Source organism: Fundidesulfovibrio putealis DSM 16056 (assembly GCF_000429325.1).
In the GTDB taxonomy this organism is placed as follows: domain Bacteria; phylum Desulfobacterota; class Desulfovibrionia; order Desulfovibrionales; family Desulfovibrionaceae; genus Fundidesulfovibrio; species Fundidesulfovibrio putealis.
Map to the genome: position 1 here is coordinate 101,009 of NZ_AUBQ01000018.1, position 14,733 is coordinate 115,741.

General features: G+C 62.3%; 12 protein-coding genes. 5 read left to right on the plus strand and 7 right to left on the minus strand.

What is annotated here, in order from left to right; all coding sequences use genetic code 11:
• Window positions 1-19: 19 nt before the first annotated feature.
• The 4 genes from G453_RS28090 to G453_RS0115505 form a co-directional block, all read right to left on the minus strand.
• A complete protein-coding gene (locus tag G453_RS28090; RefSeq protein ID WP_169725349.1) occupies window positions 20-1,057 on the minus strand; it encodes a PIN domain-containing protein in 1,038 nt (345 codons plus the stop codon).
• A gap of 81 nt (window positions 1,058-1,138) precedes the next feature.
• Entirely contained in the window at window positions 1,139-2,335 is a 1,197-nt protein-coding gene (gene ygeW, locus G453_RS0115495) for a knotted carbamoyltransferase YgeW (protein ID WP_027191786.1), read from the minus strand.
• A 9-nt stretch (window positions 2,336-2,344) separates the two neighbouring features.
• Entirely contained in the window at window positions 2,345-3,295 is a 951-nt protein-coding gene (locus tag G453_RS0115500; RefSeq protein ID WP_027191787.1) for a carbamate kinase, read from the minus strand.
• A 6-nt stretch (window positions 3,296-3,301) separates the two neighbouring features.
• Complete coding sequence (locus G453_RS0115505) at window positions 3,302-4,516, minus strand: YgeY family selenium metabolism-linked hydrolase (RefSeq protein ID WP_027191788.1); 1,215 nt, start codon at window positions 4,514-4,516, stop codon at window positions 3,302-3,304.
• Between the two features lie 348 nt (window positions 4,517-4,864).
• Here G453_RS0115505 and G453_RS29195 point away from each other — a divergent pair, with 348 nt between their 5' ends.
• From G453_RS29195 to G453_RS0115520, 3 genes are all read left to right on the plus strand, one after another.
• On the plus strand, window positions 4,865-6,349 hold the full coding sequence (locus G453_RS29195; protein ID WP_051272496.1) for a methyl-accepting chemotaxis protein: 1,485 nt from the start codon (window positions 4,865-4,867) through the stop codon (window positions 6,347-6,349).
• A gap of 159 nt (window positions 6,350-6,508) precedes the next feature.
• Window positions 6,509-8,857, plus strand: a complete 2,349-nt coding sequence (locus tag G453_RS26540; protein WP_156920965.1) for an ATP-binding protein — start codon at window positions 6,509-6,511, stop codon at window positions 8,855-8,857.
• On the plus strand, window positions 8,850-9,254 hold the full coding sequence (locus G453_RS0115520; protein WP_027191790.1) for a response regulator: 405 nt from the start codon (window positions 8,850-8,852) through the stop codon (window positions 9,252-9,254). Before G453_RS26540 ends, G453_RS0115520 begins: the two co-directional genes overlap by 8 nt.
• Before the next feature lie 86 nt (window positions 9,255-9,340).
• Here G453_RS0115520 and G453_RS0115525 read toward each other — a convergent pair whose 3' ends face one another.
• Together G453_RS0115525 and G453_RS0115530 are read right to left on the minus strand one after the other, a co-directional pair.
• A complete protein-coding gene (locus tag G453_RS0115525) occupies window positions 9,341-9,838 on the minus strand; it encodes a 4Fe-4S dicluster domain-containing protein (protein ID WP_027191791.1) in 498 nt (165 codons plus the stop codon).
• A complete protein-coding gene (locus G453_RS0115530; protein WP_027191792.1) occupies window positions 9,835-10,902 on the minus strand; it encodes an FAD-dependent oxidoreductase in 1,068 nt (355 codons plus the stop codon). Before G453_RS0115530 ends, G453_RS0115525 begins: the two co-directional genes overlap by 4 nt.
• 228 nt (window positions 10,903-11,130) lie before the next feature.
• On the opposite strand from G453_RS0115530, the gene G453_RS0115535 reads away from it, so the two are divergent.
• Both G453_RS0115535 and G453_RS0115540 read left to right on the plus strand, forming a co-directional pair.
• Window positions 11,131-11,901, plus strand: coding sequence for an IclR family transcriptional regulator (locus G453_RS0115535; protein WP_051272497.1), 771 nt, complete (start codon window positions 11,131-11,133; stop codon window positions 11,899-11,901).
• Window positions 11,902-11,961: 60 nt separating this feature from the next.
• The gene (locus G453_RS0115540) at window positions 11,962-14,133 is read left to right on the plus strand and encodes a malate synthase G (RefSeq protein ID WP_027191794.1); all 2,172 of its coding nucleotides are present in this window, start codon (window positions 11,962-11,964) and stop codon (window positions 14,131-14,133) included.
• A 272-nt stretch (window positions 14,134-14,405) separates the two neighbouring features.
• Here the strand turns inward: G453_RS0115540 and G453_RS0115545 are convergent.
• Window positions 14,406-14,733, minus strand: a 328-nt coding sequence (locus G453_RS0115545; protein ID WP_027191795.1) for a transposase, incomplete at its 5' end; no start/stop codon positions are given.

A 14,733-nucleotide genomic window follows, 5' to 3' on the forward strand; every position in this document is an offset into this window, starting at 1 on the left:
CCCGCCCCCATTATTAGTTTTACCCCGATATGATATTATCTATATGTTTCTTTAAAGTATAATTAACAACATCATCAAACAAATGTTCAGTATTCGCGGAAGCAACTTGAAGAGTCCTCTCAACACCTTCTTTATCAAGGCATTTAATTTTCACAGAACTTATAATATTATCAAAAAATTCACTCTCACTTAAGTCATATCTACACTCCCCAACCCCAAACATATTCCCAGAGCCAAACCCTTGTGGGTTACTACTAGAATCATGCTCAACTTCACACTCGACGTCATAAATTATCGCAATCACGTCCTTATCTTCAGTGATATACACATCAAACTTTCTAATCGCGACACTTAACGCAAAAAATCCCCACCCTCGCAGAGAATTATTTACATCGCTAACGATATAATCACTCAGCGCATCAACCTGGAATGATACAGAAATACTTTCTAGTTGATCCTTATTCTCTGCAACCAAGACACGCAGAGACTCGTAAATTTTACACTGATGCAGCTTTGCATCACTTTCTTCTTTCAATGGCATCGACAATCTGCCGTCCTTTGACATCCCATTATGATAAAAGGCCTTATCCTCAGTAACGAAGAAAACATCGTAGTCGCCAAGCAAACTCAATATTGCCTCCCACACAACAGAATCTTTATACTGCTGATTTTTTTCACCATTAGGAGGAGTCCCAGCTATCACCCTTTTCAGAGCAGACCGCGCGTGCTCCAATGTAAACTCTACATCTATTTTGCAACTTGACATATCCTCAAAGACTGCATCTATACTATCCTTAATTTCCCTCTCGTCAGGAATGTACACTTTAACCAACCTACCAATAACATGATGCAGCAATCCAAATGAATCTTTTATCTTCTTAACAGCATCCCTACAGTGCCGAACAGAAACAGCCTCCACTTCGCCTCTAACCACTTCAGGAACGGCCACCTTCCAACCATTAATCCTAACTAAATGCAAAAATGCAATGCCCAAAGGTGATTTTAGCAACTGTTCTCTGATCCAAACATTGGTATCAATAACGATGCATGTTGCCATTCTATCCCCCAACATCACACACCAAACGTATCATTATACAACAAATTTGGGCCAGCCCTCGAAAGGGCTGGCCCAAACACATTACTTCACTCGCTCTTTCCCCTCTTCCAGAAGCTTTTCCAGCGTCTGGGCGGGGTTCCTCTTCTTGGCCAGAAGCATCATGGCCGCGATGGTATACGGCTTGTAGCTGGCCTGCTGGTACAGCGGCACGCGGTAGCGGTCGAACACGCTGGCGGCCACTTCGCCCTGCTCGCAGGAGACGCCGGTGATGTCCGCCGGGAGGCAGTGGAGATACAGCCCCTGGCCGTTCTTGGTGGTGGCCATGAGCTTCTCGTCGCACTCCCACTTTTTGTGCTTGGCGTTCTCGGCCAGCAGCTTCTTCTCCAGGGCCTTAATGCCGTCCCAATCGTTCTTGGCGTAGAGGTCCGTGCGCTGCTCCATGGCGGAGAATGACGCCCAGCTCTTGGGGTAGACGATGTCCGCGTCCGCGAAGGCCTCCTGCATGGAGTTGGACGCGCTGAAGGTGCCGCCGGAGGCCTTGGCGTTCTTGGCGGCCACGTCCATTACTTCGGGCATCATCTCGTAGCCCTTGGGGTGCGCCAGGGCCACGTCCATGCCGAAGCGGGTCATGAGGCCTATGACGCCCTGGGGTACGGACAGGGGCTTGCCGTAGGAGGGCGAATAGGCCCAGGTCATGGCGATCTTCTTGCCCCGAAGGTTCTCGACGCCGCCGAAATGGTTGATAAGGTGCAGCATGTCGGCCATGGCCTGAGTGGGGTGGTCGATGTCGCACTGAAGGTTCACGAGCGTCGGGCGGGTGGGCAGCACGCCCTCCTGGAAGCCCTCGCGCACGGCCTTGGAGACCTCGCGCATGTAGGCGTTGCCCTTGCCGATGAACATGTCGTCGCGGATGCCGATGACCTCGGCCATGAAGGAGACCATGTTGGCGGTCTCGCGCACGGTCTCGCCGTGGGCGATCTGGGACTTGCCCTCGTCCAAGTCCTGGGGGGTCAGGCCCAGGAGGTTGGCGGCGGACACGAAGCTGAAGCGGGTGCGGGTGGAGTTGTCGCGGAAGATGGACACGGCCAGCCCCGAATCAAACACGCGGCAGGAGAAGCCCAGCTCCCGCAGGCCGCGCAGGATCTCCGCCACATGGAAGGTGGCCTGGATTTCGGCGTCGGATTTTTCCCAGGTGAGCAGGAAGTCCTGATCGTACATGCCCTTGAAGTTCAGGCGTCCGAGGGAGCGGATGAGTTCTTTCACGCGCACTGCGTCCATGGTGTCTCCTTATCGAATGATGTGGGTGCCTGCGTCCCCGGAGAGAGCGAGGCCCAGTGTTTCCGGTTTGGTTATGATCACTTCTTCGCCGCCCGCTTCCAAAAAATCAACGGCGGCCTGAATCTTGGGGGCCATGGAGCCGGGCGCGAAGTGCCCTTCGGCCAGGAAGGCCTTGATGGTGGGCAGGTCCACGCGCGAAAGCGGCGTCTGAAGCGGCGTGCCGAAGTTGAGCGCCACCCGCTCCACGGCGGTGGAGATCACCAGGAGCTTGGCTCCGAGCTGCCCGGCCAGCATGGCCGAGGCCAGATCCTTGTCCACAACGGCGTCGATGCCGGAGAGTCCCTCCGGGGCGCGCACCACGGGGATGCCCCCTCCTCCGGCGGCCACCACGTGAAAGCCCGCGTCCAGGAGCGTGCGCACCGCGTCCAGCTCCAGGATTTCCACAGGCTTGGGGGACGGCACCACGCGACGCCAGCCCCGCCCGGCGTCCTGCCTGAGGACCCAGTCCGGGTGCTGGCGGGTGAGGTCGTCAAGCTGGCTGTCGGAGTAGAACTCGCCCACGGGCTTGTCCGGGGTGGCAAAGCCGGGGTCGGCCGCGTCAACGAGCACCTGGGTGACCACGGTGACCGTGCGGCTTTCCAGGCCCCGCTTGGCCAAGGCGTTATCCATGGCCATCTGGATCTGCCAGCCGATGGCCCCCTGGGTGTCGGCCACGCAGCTGACCAGCGGCACCATGTGCAGCCCGGCCACCTCGCGGGCGATCTCCGAGCGCATCATTATGAAGCCCACCTGCGGCCCGTTGCCGTGGGTGACCACCACCTGCCAGCCGTGGGCCGCCACTTCGGCGATGTGCTCCACGGTCTCGCACAGGGCGCGGTACTGGTCCTCCACGGTGCGCAGGTCCTTGCGCTTTATGAGCGAGTTGCCCCCGATGGCCACCACGGCCAGCCTGGAGGACATGGCGCGCTACTCCTTCCCGGCGGCGTAGGCGTGGACCATGCCCACGTACATGGCGGCGCAGCGGGCCAGATCGGCCTTCCAGGTCTTCTCGTTGGGGGCGTGGGCCTGGTTCTCCTTGCCGGGGCCGAAGCCGACGACCGGGATGCCGAACATGCCCATGATGGACACGCCGTTGGTGGAGAAGGTCCACTTGTCCACGCGCGGGGCCTCGTCGAACAGGCATGTGTAGGCGGCCACGGCGGACTTGCACACGGCGTGGTCCTCGGGCAGCACCCAGGTGGGGAAGTAGCAGTCCGTGGGGTAGACGAGCCCCGTCCAGGAGGGGGCCTCGTAGGTGTACATGGACACCACGGCCTTGTCCCCGGCGGCCTTCACCGAGGGCAGCTCGCGGATTTGCGACAGGGCCAGTTCCTTGTCCTCGCCGTGGGTCAGGCGGCGGTCGATGGACACCGAGCAGCCGTCGGCCACGGCGCAGCGCGAGGGCGAGGTGAAGAAGATCTGCGACACCGTGAGCGAGCCCTTGCCCAGGAAGGGGTCGTTGGTGAGGCGCGGGTGCAGCTCTTCCAGCTCGCCCAGGATCTTGCCCATGCGGAAGATCGCGTTGTCGCCGCGCTCCGGGGCCGAGCCGTGGGACGAGACGCCCTTGACGTCCAGGCGGATCTCCATGCGCCCGCGCTGGCCGCGATAGATACCGCCGTCGGTGGGCTCGGTGCAGCAGACGAACTCCGGCTTCAGGCCGTGCTCCTTGATGAGGTACTGCCAGCACAGGCCGTCGCAGTCTTCCTCCTGCACGGTGCCCACCATGACCACGGTGAAGCCCTCGGGCACGCCGATTTCTTTCAGGATTTTGCCCGCGTAGACCATGGAAGCCATGCCGCCCTCCTGGTCGGACGCGCCACGACCGCCGATGGTCTCGTCGTCCTCGTAGCCGTCGTAGGGGTCGAACATCCAGTTGGAGCGGTTGCCCACGCCCACGGTGTCCACGTGGGCGTCGAAGGCGATGAGGCGCGGGCCGTTGCCCAGATACCCCAGGACGTTGCCCATGGGGTCCACCTCGACGCGGTCGAAGCCCACGGCCTCCATCTCGGTCTTGATGCGGCGGATGACGCCCTCCTCCTGGCAGGATTCGCTGGGTATGCGGATCATGTCGCGCAGGAAGCGGGTCATGTCGGGGAGAAAATCCTGGGCCATCTGGCGTATGCGAGTGCTCTCGGTGTTCATGCGGTGGGTTCTCCAGCAATGTGATCGCCTTGTCGGCGTGACTGCGGGGCAGCAAAAGAGGGACCATTTCACCCTGTTATTCCGAGTTTTTTTATTTTTGTATTTTAGCTGGTTGGACATCGCCAACCCCAAAGAGGCGGTGCCCGGCCCATTCTTATTCTGCAAACATTCTCACTTCGAGAAGAAACCCGAAAATATTCGACCAAGCCGATCTGAATTCGAAATTCCAGACACATATGCACAAAGCCGAACGAAACTCTTCCCACATACCGCAGGATTGCGTATCATGATCCCAATCCCCTGGCAGGACCTGAGACATCCCGCCAAGGCAAGCGCTGGAGGCCGGTGATGAAACATCTGACGCTCAAGCTGAAAATCCTTCTGCCCGTGGCTGCCTTGTTCGCCCTGGTCACGTTCATGTTCGGCGCAACGATCTTCGTATCCCAGGGGCAGCGCAACGACGGCATGGTCATAAACCTGGCCGGACGCGAACGAATGCTCAGCCAGAAGATGTCCAAGGAAGCCCTGCTGTACGCCCGCCTGCTGGCGCAGGGAAAGACCGACCAGAAACTGGACGCCAAGTTCAAGGCGTCCATGCAGGTCTTCGAGGCCACCCTCAAGGCCCTGGTCGAAGGTGGAGACGCCCCCACCACGCTCGACCCCGTCGGCCCGGCGGCCAGCCTGCCCAGACCCACCCCCCAGGTCCGCGACCAGCTGACTGCGGCCGTGGCGGCCTGGAACGCCTTCAAGCCGCTGCTCGCCACGGCCCAGGCCGGAGGGCAGGGAACGGACTTTGACGATTTCCTGGCCAGGAGCGAAGCGGTCAACATCGAGCTGGACAAGGCAGTCTCCATCATGCAGCGGGAATCCGAGGCCCGCGTGACGCAACTGCTCACCGCGCAAGGCGGCTTCGTGCTGGCGGCGCTCATTCTGGCCGCGCTCATCGTGGTGGCCACGTTCCTGACCATCCTGAGCCCGGTTGCGAAAGCGGTGGATTTTGCGCGGCGACTGGCCCAGGGCGACCTCACCGGCAGGCTGGACATTCCCCAGCGCGACGAGATCGGCACACTGGCCGGCACCATGCAGGAGATGGCCTCGCGCATGAGCGAGGCCGTGAGGGACATCGTGGAGAGCTCCCAGAGCGTGTCGACAGGCGCGAAAGAGCTGTCGGACGCATCCGAAAATCTGGCCCAGGGTGCAGCCCAGCAAGCGGCCAGCGTGGATCAGGTGTCGTCCTCTGTGGAAGAGATATCCGCCAACATCCAGCAGAACGCCTACAACTCGGTCCAGACCGAAACCATGGCCCGCAAGTCCGCCCACGACGCCCAGGAAGGCGGCGAGGCCGTGGCGCTCACCGTTGAGGCCATGAAGCTGATTGCGCAGAAGATCGGCATCATTGAGGAGATCGCCCGCCAGACCAACCTGCTGGCCCTGAATGCGGCCATCGAGGCAGCCAGGGCCGGTGAAAACGGCAAGGGCTTCGCCGTGGTGGCCTCCGAAGTGCGCAAGCTGGCCGAGCGCTCCGGGCGCGCGGCTTCAGAGATATCCGGGCTGTCCAGCGGGTCGGTGGCCCAGGCTGAGAAGGCGGGAGCCATGCTCAGTGAAATCGTTCCGGACATCACAAAGACGGCGGAACTGGTGAAGGGCATCTCCGCCGCCTCCCAGGAGCAGAACGCCGGGGCTGGCCAGATAAACTCCGCCATCCAGAGCCTGGACAGGGTCATCCAGCAGAACGCTGCGGCCTCCGAACAGGTTGCCTCAACCTCGGCTGAGCTCTCCGGGCAGGCGGAGCGGCTCATGCAGGCGGTGGGGTTCTTCAGGATCGCCTCCTGAAGCCAGGGCTCGCGCCCGCCTGGAATACGACCGCACATTCGTCGCGGACTGCGCCCCTGCTACGCAGCGGGAACAGAATGACTTGCCCATGATATGGCGTTCGGTTAGCGTGGCGAACGTATATCGTTCCACGTGAACTCTAACGAGGCCCCGGACACCGTGAAAAGGCTCTCTCCGCTCCATGTCGGACTGCTTGCCGGGCTGATTGTCGCCTTGGCGGCCTCCGCTTCATGGTGCGCCACCCTGCCGGAGTACTCCGACAGGGTTCTGGTTCTCCATTCCTATCATGCCGGTTTCCCCTGGACCGACGAGGTTCAAAGCGGCATCTTCTCCGAATTCAGGCGTCATGCGCCCAATTTCGAGCCATACGTCGAATATCTGGACTGGAAACGCTTCCCCGATGAAGACAACCGGGAAAGCGTCTACCAGTCTCTCCTGCGAAAGTACGCAGGCAAGAGTTTCGGGGTGGTCATCGTGTCGGACAACGCCGCCCTGGAGTTCGCCCTGAAGTACCGCCAGGACATGTTCATGGGCGCGACCATCGTGTTCTGCGGCATCAACGGATTCTCTGACTCCATGATCGCGGGCCAGGACGGTGTGACCGGGGTGCTGGAGGACGTGGACGTCGCCGGGACGCTGGACGTCGCCCTGACGGTTCTTCCCCAGACCAGGAAAGCGCTGATCCTGGTGGAGAACACCGAGACCGGCGCGGCCCAGAAGGCCGACATGGTGCGAGCCGCCCGGAAACATCAGGGTCGGCTTGAGCTGTCCGTGCTGGACAATGCCACCTTGGAGGAGGCTCTGGCGGCCTGTGGCGGCGACTCGGCCAAGGACACCATCCTGCTGCTGGGCTCCTTCGGGCGGGACCGCTCCGGCAGGATCTTCCCGGATTTCGCCATCGATCTGCTCTCCGCAGGGTGTGAAATCCCGGTATTCGTGATGTGGGACTTCCTGGTGGGCAAGGGCGCAGTGGGCGGGAGCGTCCTGTCCGGCAAGCTCCAGGGGCGCGAGGCTGCCCGCATGGCCATGCGCGTGCTGGACGGCGAACACTCCCCCCCCGTGCTCAAGACGCCGCCCACACAGCTGCTGTTCGACAACACCCAGTTGCAGCGTTTCGGCATCGACACGTCCCGGCTGCCCAAGGGGAGCCTGCTGCTGAACGAGCCGGTCACGATTTTCAGCCAGTACAAGGAGTTCATACCCTTCGTGCTGGGGAGCATGGTGGTCATGGCCGCTGCCATCGCCGCCCTCTCCGTGACCATCCTGGCCCGCAACCGCGCGGAGCGGGAGTTGGAGAAGACCAAGGCCTTCCTGAGCGCGGCCATCGAGCACAGCCCGACGGGCATCGGCGTGGCCGAGATGCCGGGCGTCACCCTCACCCTGGCCAACCCGGCTGCCCGGCGGATTCTGGGCATCCCGGACTTTCAGGCGGGGCAGATGAACTACCTGCTTGAGGAGGCCTTCCCCTGGACCTGCCACCGCCCGGACGGGACCCCGTACGCCATGGATGAACTCCCCCTGCCCCAGGCCGTGCTGCACGGGGTGTCCATCGAGAACCAGGAGATGCGCATCCGGCGGGCCGACGGCCAGGAATCCTGGGTGCTGCTGTCCTCAAGCCCCATCCGCGACAAGTCCGGCAGGATAATCGCGGGCATCGCCGTGTTCTCGGACATAACCGAGCGCAAACGCATGGAGGACCTGGTCGTCCAGTCCGAAAAGATGATGTCGCTTGGGGGATTGGCCGCTGGCATGGCCCATGAGATCAACAACCCGCTGGGCATCATCGTGCACGCCGCGCAAAACGCACAACGCAGGCTCTCCGCCGGGCTCGCGGCCAACGAGCAGGCCGCGATGGACGCCGGAATCACGCTGGAGGGCCTTAACCGCTACATCAGGGACCGCAGCATCGACGTCTACATCCAGGACATCATGGAAGCCGGACACCGCGCGGCGCGCATCGTGCGCAGCATGCTCAACTTCAGCCGCCCGCGCCAGGCCCAGCGCACGCTGGTGAGCATGGCCTCCATCCTGGACAAGGCCCTGGAGCTGGTCCAGGGTGATTTCGATCTCAAGACGGAATACGACCTGCGCAAGATCACCATCGAACGCCGCTACGACCCCACGAACCCCGGCGGCTATTTCGACGAAACCGAGATCGTCCAGGTGTTCCTGAACATCATCAAGAACGCGGCCCAGGCCATGGGCACGAAACAGTACGGCAAAGACGAGACGCCCCACATCCGCCTCACCACGGGCGTGGAGGACAGCCAGATCCGGGTGGACATCGAGGACAACGGCCCAGGCATGGACGAAAAGACCTGCAGGCGCATCATGGAACCGTTCTTCACCACCAAGCAGGTGGGGCAGGGAACGGGGCTGGGGCTTTCGGTGACCTACTTCATCGTGACCAACTCCTACGGCGGCTCGCTGCGGGTGGACTCCGAACCGGGACACGGGACGTGCTTCACGGTGCGGCTGCCCAGAGGGAGGACCGGCGACCATGTCTGATGCCCACAGCGAACCCGGAACCGGCATCACCATCCTCATCGTGGACGACGAGCTGCTGCTGCGCAACAGCCTGCGCGACTATTTCGAGGACACGGGCTTTGCCGTGATCGCCGCCAACAGCGGCGAGGAGGCCCTCCACCTGCTGCGCTCCGGCGCGCGCGTGGACCTCTGCACCGTGGACATCCGCCTGCCGGGCATGACCGGCAACCAGTTCATCGCCGAAGCGCACGCCTTCAACCCCGGCCTGAAATTCCTGGTGTACACCGGTTCCTGGAACTACGAGCTCCCCGCCGAACTGGCCAGACTGGATATCGGCCCGGAGCAGGTGTTCAACAAGCCCTGCATGGACCTCGACTGCATCCTGCAGGTCATCCTGAAGCTCCTGGGGCGCGTCTGACAGGAGCCGCCGGTTCCCAGGCTCCGCCTCCGCCCACGGCACGGGAAATCACCCCGGCTCCAGGCTGATCCGGGTGCGGGCCGCGATCAGCCTTTCGGCGGCCTTATGTGCCTGAGCACACGCTCTTCGGCCTCCCTCGCCTCCGGAGTGGCCAGCGAAGCATGGAGCGACGCGTCGACGCAGGCTATGGCCCCGCACGGACACATCTCGGCGCAAGCCGGTTCCATCCCCCGGGACCGCCGTTCAGCGCACAGGTCACACTTGGTCAGCATCACGCCCTTGTCCGTCTCGAACATGGCCGCGTAGGGGCAGGCCAGCATGCAGTTGCGCCCTTCGCAGCCCCGGCACAGCAGGGGTTTCAGGACCATCGCCCCGTCGCCGTCCCTGGTTATGGCTCCCCGCTTGCAAACCCTGGCGCAGTTGGGGTCCTCGCAGTGGCGGCAGTACAAGGGCATCATGACCCCTTCCGCTGTCCGGGTCATCATGATGCGCGGGGTGGTATGCACGAAACGGCAAACGAATTCGCAGGTTTCGCAGCCGATGCACTTCGAATAATCGATGTAGAGCGTCTTCATTGGGCTCATTTCCTGAAATTGCGCTCGTCGCGGGCGACGAGGTCGTCGTAGGCGTATTCTTCCAGGCGGTCCTGGGCTTTCAGGTCAAGCCAGTTGCCAAGCGACCGGGCGGCCCGCAGACCGGAATAGACGGCCTTGCCTATCTTGCTTGGCCCCGTAAGCGCGTCGCCCGCCACGAACACGTTCTCGATGGCCGTCATGTGGAGCCAATGGACCTCGCCCTTGCGCACCTCCTCCAGACCGAGCTCCTTCGCGAACGGAGGGGTGGCGATTTCGCCGATGGCCGCCACCACCAGATCGACGGGCACGCTGAGCGTCTCGCCATCCCGGAGGTATTCCAGCGCATCCACGCGATCCCCACCCAAAACCCTGGCAGGCGCGGCCTTCTCCAGCCACTCCACCCCCATTTCCTTGAGCCGGTCGATCTCGTAGCTGCCGCAGGGCGCTTCCTTCGCCGTGCGACGATACAGCATGACCACTTTGGACGCCCCCAGGTGAACCGCTCCGTGGGCCGCGTCGACTGCCGAATGGCCTGCCCCGATCACGGCCACGGTCTTGCCCTTCACGTCAGGGGTCCGCACCTTGGCGGACGCGTAGCGGGCAGCCCGGATCGGAAACAGAAACTCCAGCCCGGAGACCACTCCGGGGAGCTGTTCCCCCTCGATGCCCATTTTGCGGGATTTCCATGAACCCGTGCAGATCATGATGGCGTCGTGGCGCATGACCAGATCCTTGAGTCCGAGCACTTCCCTGCAAAAATGGTCGCCCTCTTCCTCGAACATGGGAGCGGAACAGCAAATCTTGGTCTGCGGATGAAAAATCACTCCGTGCTCGCGTTCCATGCGCCGGGTGGCCTCGGCGATGCGGCTTCGCGGGATGCGGTGGCCGGGGATGCCAAAGAGCATCAGCCCGCCGGGCTTGGGCAGCTTGTCATATACCTCGACCTGGTAGCCCAGGCAGGAAAGGTGTCCGGCGGCGGCCAGGCCCGACGGCCCGGCCCCGATAACGCCCACGCTCCGGCCAACGGGGGCCGCTTGACCGGAGCAGAGAAAATTGAAGTTCATGGGATGCATGCAAGGTTCCTCGAATGGCGGCAGGCCCGGAATATTGCGGTGAGATACGGGCATGCCGCCCGGAGGGCAAGGGGAGTGAAACAGTTCACGACCGGACCTGGCCAAGGCGATGCCGTCATGACCTTTCCGGGCAAACCTTGACGACCGCGCAGGTTCCACCGTATGATTCCAAATACAGCGCATCGGATTCCACATTATGGAATCACCGGCAATCAGGGAGCCGACGCCGTGACCTCACTCGACAAAGCCCTCGCCATCCTGGACACCCTCGGCGCACGAAGCCGGGCGGGCGTCAAGGAACTTGCCCAGCAAACGGGCATGCCTCCCTCCACCATCCACCGTATTCTGGCCACCCTGGCCCGGTGCGGCTACGTCCGGCAGGACCCAGCCACAAAACAATACCACCTGTCGCTCAAGCTCCTGGAACTGGGGGCCAAGGTCCGCATCGACCTGGATATCGTCATCGCAGCCCGTCCGCACATGCGCCGCCTCATGGAGAAAAGCGGTGAAACAGTGAACCTGGTCATGTTCGACGCAGGCGAAGTGGTCTATGTGGAGCAGGAAGCCAACACCAGGGCAATGCTGCGCATGTTCACCCGGGTAGGCGCTCGCGTGCCGCTCTACTGCTCGGGGGTGGGCAAGGCCTTCCTGGCCTGGCTTGGCGACGAGGCGGCCTTGGAGTATTTCGCCAAGGTAGACAAGAAGCGCCACACGCCGCGCACGATCATGGAGCCGGACGCGTTGTTGCGGGAACTGCGCACGATTCGCCAGACCGGATACGCCGTCGATGACGAAGAGATGGAAGCCGGGGTGCGCTGCGTGGCCGCTCTCATCCTTCAGGCCGGACCCGCCGTGGCAGGAGCCATGAGCATCTCAGGTCCAAGCGCCCGGCTCCCCTTGGACCGGCTGCCGGAGCTGGCCGCTCTTCTGCTCGACGCATCCCGGGCTGTCTCCGCCCAGCTCGGCCACGACGCAGGCCCCATTTTCGCCGATTACTGACCGCACCTCCCATGGCCATTGGACCACAGACGCAACCAACCTCTCGGCAAGGAGCATACAATGAATGAACGCTTGACCATCTTTGGGCTGGATGTCTCCAAACCCCTGGCGGACCTGATCGACAAGGCCGCCGCCGGAACCGGCATCACCCCGGAAAAATTCTGGAATTCACTCGCTGACGTCTTGTCCCGCCTCGCCCCCAAGAACCGTGAACTGCTGGCCAAGCGCGACGCCATCCAGGCCAGGATCGACGCCTGGCACACCGAGCGCAAGGGCCAGCCCCACGACGCGGCCAGCTATCAGGAATTTCTGAAAGAGATCGGCTATCTCGTGCCGGAAGGCCCGGCCTTCTCCATCGAGACCGCCGGGGTGGACCCGGAGATCGCCACGATCCCCGGCGCGCAGCTGGTGGTGCCCGTCACCAACGCCCGCTACGCCCTGAACGCGGCCAACTCCCGCTGGGGAAGCCTCTACGACGCGCTCTACGGCACGGACGTGATCCCCGAAGCGCCCGGCACCGAAAAAGGCATCGGCTACAACCCCGGACGCGGGGCTGCCGTGGTGGCCTACGCCGCCGGGTTCCTGGACAAGGCCTTCCCCCTGGCCAAGGGCTCCCACGCTGGCGCCAAGGCCTATGCCGTGTCCGGCGGCGCGCTGGCCGTGACCCTGGCTGACGGCAGCGCAACCACCCTTGCTGACCCCAAGCAGTTCGCCGGGTACGCAGGCGCGCCCGAGCCTAACGTGATCCTTTTGGCCAACCACGGCCTGCACTGCGAGATCCGCATCGACCGCGCCCACCCCATCGGCAAGGACCACCCCGCCGGGGTCAAGGACGTGGTGCTTGAAGCGGCCATGACCACCATCCTGGACTGCGAGGACTCCGTGGCCTGCGTGGACGGCACCGACAAGGCCCAGGCCTACGCCAACATCTGGGGGCTTTTCACGGGCGAACTGTCCGCCAGCTTCTCCAAGGCCGGAAAGACCGTTGAACGCCACCTGAACCCCGATCGGGCCTACTTCTCCCCAGGAGGCAAGACCTTCAGCCTGCCGGGCCGCAGCCTGCTGCTCATCCGAAACGTCGGCCACCTGATGACCACCGACGCCGTCACCATGGACGGGAAAGAAATCCCCGAGGGCATCCTGGACGCCATGGTCACGGGCTTTCTGGCCATCCATGACCTGAAGGGCCTGGGCAAGCTCAAAAACAGCCGGGCCGGGTCGGTGTACATCGTAAAGCCCAAGATGCACGGCCCCGAGGAAGTGGCCTTCACCTGTGAGCTGTTCGCCGCCGTGGAAGAGGCCCTGGGGCTGGCGAAGAATGCCATGAAAGTCGGCATCATGGACGAGGAACGGCGCACCACCGTGAACCTCAAGGAGTGCATCCGCGCGGCCAAAGAGCGCCTCATCTTCATCAACACGGGATTCCTGGACCGCACCGGCGACGAAATCCACACCAGCATGGCCGCCGGACCCATGGTCTCCAAGGACGCCATGCGCAAGGCCCGCTGGATCTCCGCCTACGAGGACTGGAACGTGGACAGCGGCCTGGCCTGCGGCATGCACGGCAAGGCCCAGATCGGCAAGGGCATGTGGGCCAAGCCGGACATGATGGCCGAAATGGTCGAGGTGAAGATCGGCCACCCCAAGAGCGGCGCGAACACCGCCTGGGTGCCCTCCCCCACTGCGGCCACGCTGCACGCCATGCATTACCACTTCGTGGACGTGATGGCCGTGCAGAAAGGCATGGTCGGGCAAAGCCGCGCCAAACTTGACGACCTGCTGACCATCCCGCTCATGCAGGCGGGGACGCTCACGCCTGAAGAAATCCAGCGCGAGCTGGACAACAACGCCCAGGGCATCCTGGGCTACGTGGTGCGCTGGGTGGAACAGGGGATAGGATGTTCCAAGGTGCCTGACATCCATGACGTGGGCCTGATGGAAGACCGGGCCACGCTGCGCATTTCCAGCCAGTATCTGGCCAACTGGATCGAGCACGGAGTCTGCTCCGAGGCGCAGGTGCTGGAGACGCTGAAACGCATGGCCGCCGTGGTGGACCGCCAGAACGCGGGAGACCCGGCGTACCACAACATGGCCCCCAACTTCGAAGACAGCGTAGCCTTCCAGGCCGCCTGCGACCTGGTGTTCAAGGGCAAGGCGCAGCCCAACGGCTACACCGAGCCCATCCTGCACGCCAGGAGACGCGAGGCGAAGAAGAAGCTGGGGCAGCTGTAGCATCTGCTGAAAAAACGAAATGAAGAAGGCCGCCGGACGTGAGTCCGGCGGCCTTCTATCGCCAACACTATTACCTACATACTAATCGCATACCCAAGCTTGACTTATCCGCACGCAACAGACATCATATTCAAAATATGACATTTTACACGAGAATCCACTATGACCAAAGACAAAAAAGCCAATACAAAATCGAGCAGATCAGCACACGCCCCCAAAGACGCCAAATCCTTGATCGACGAATGCTTTGAAGATTTAAGGGTCTTCGACGTTTACTGTGGAAATCCCCCGTTCAGAAGATCTGCGATGGGTGCCCCTATCAGGTAGATCATGGTGATGAAAGTGGTCACGTTCCGGTAGCCTCTGGCCCGCGAACGGGCGGCCTGGAAGAGGCCATTGAGTCCTTCCAGCCGTGCGTTTGAGAGCAGGGAGTCCCATCTCCGTAGGATTCTCGGCAAATGCTCCTGAAACGTATTCAGCGCTTTGCGAACCGGTTCGAGCAGAGCCGACTCCCCGGCAAGCTCCCGGGCGAACTCGAAGAATCGCGATGCCCGCCAACGAGCGCCCTGCCTGGTGTCAGCATTGCGCACCCAGCGCAGC

Excerpts from the sequence above, each read along its gene's own strand:
- G453_RS28090 (WP_169725349.1), bottom strand. The coding sequence starts at position 1,057 with ATGGCAACATGCATCGTTATTGATACCAATGTTTGGATCAGAGAACAG.
- ygeW (WP_027191786.1), bottom strand. The coding sequence starts at position 2,335 with ATGGACGCAGTGCGCGTGAAAGAACTCATCCGCTCCCTCGGACGCCTG.
- G453_RS0115500 (WP_027191787.1), bottom strand. The coding sequence starts at position 3,295 with ATGTCCTCCAGGCTGGCCGTGGTGGCCATCGGGGGCAACTCGCTCATA.
- G453_RS0115505 (WP_027191788.1), bottom strand. The coding sequence starts at position 4,516 with ATGAACACCGAGAGCACTCGCATACGCCAGATGGCCCAGGATTTTCTC.
- G453_RS29195 (WP_051272496.1), top strand. The coding sequence starts at position 4,865 with ATGAAACATCTGACGCTCAAGCTGAAAATCCTTCTGCCCGTGGCTGCC.
- G453_RS0115520 (WP_027191790.1), top strand. The coding sequence starts at position 8,850 with ATGTCTGATGCCCACAGCGAACCCGGAACCGGCATCACCATCCTCATC.
- G453_RS0115525 (WP_027191791.1), bottom strand. The coding sequence starts at position 9,838 with ATGAGCCCAATGAAGACGCTCTACATCGATTATTCGAAGTGCATCGGC.
- G453_RS0115530 (WP_027191792.1), bottom strand. The coding sequence starts at position 10,902 with ATGCATCCCATGAACTTCAATTTTCTCTGCTCCGGTCAAGCGGCCCCC.
- G453_RS0115540 (WP_027191794.1), top strand. The coding sequence starts at position 11,962 with ATGAATGAACGCTTGACCATCTTTGGGCTGGATGTCTCCAAACCCCTG.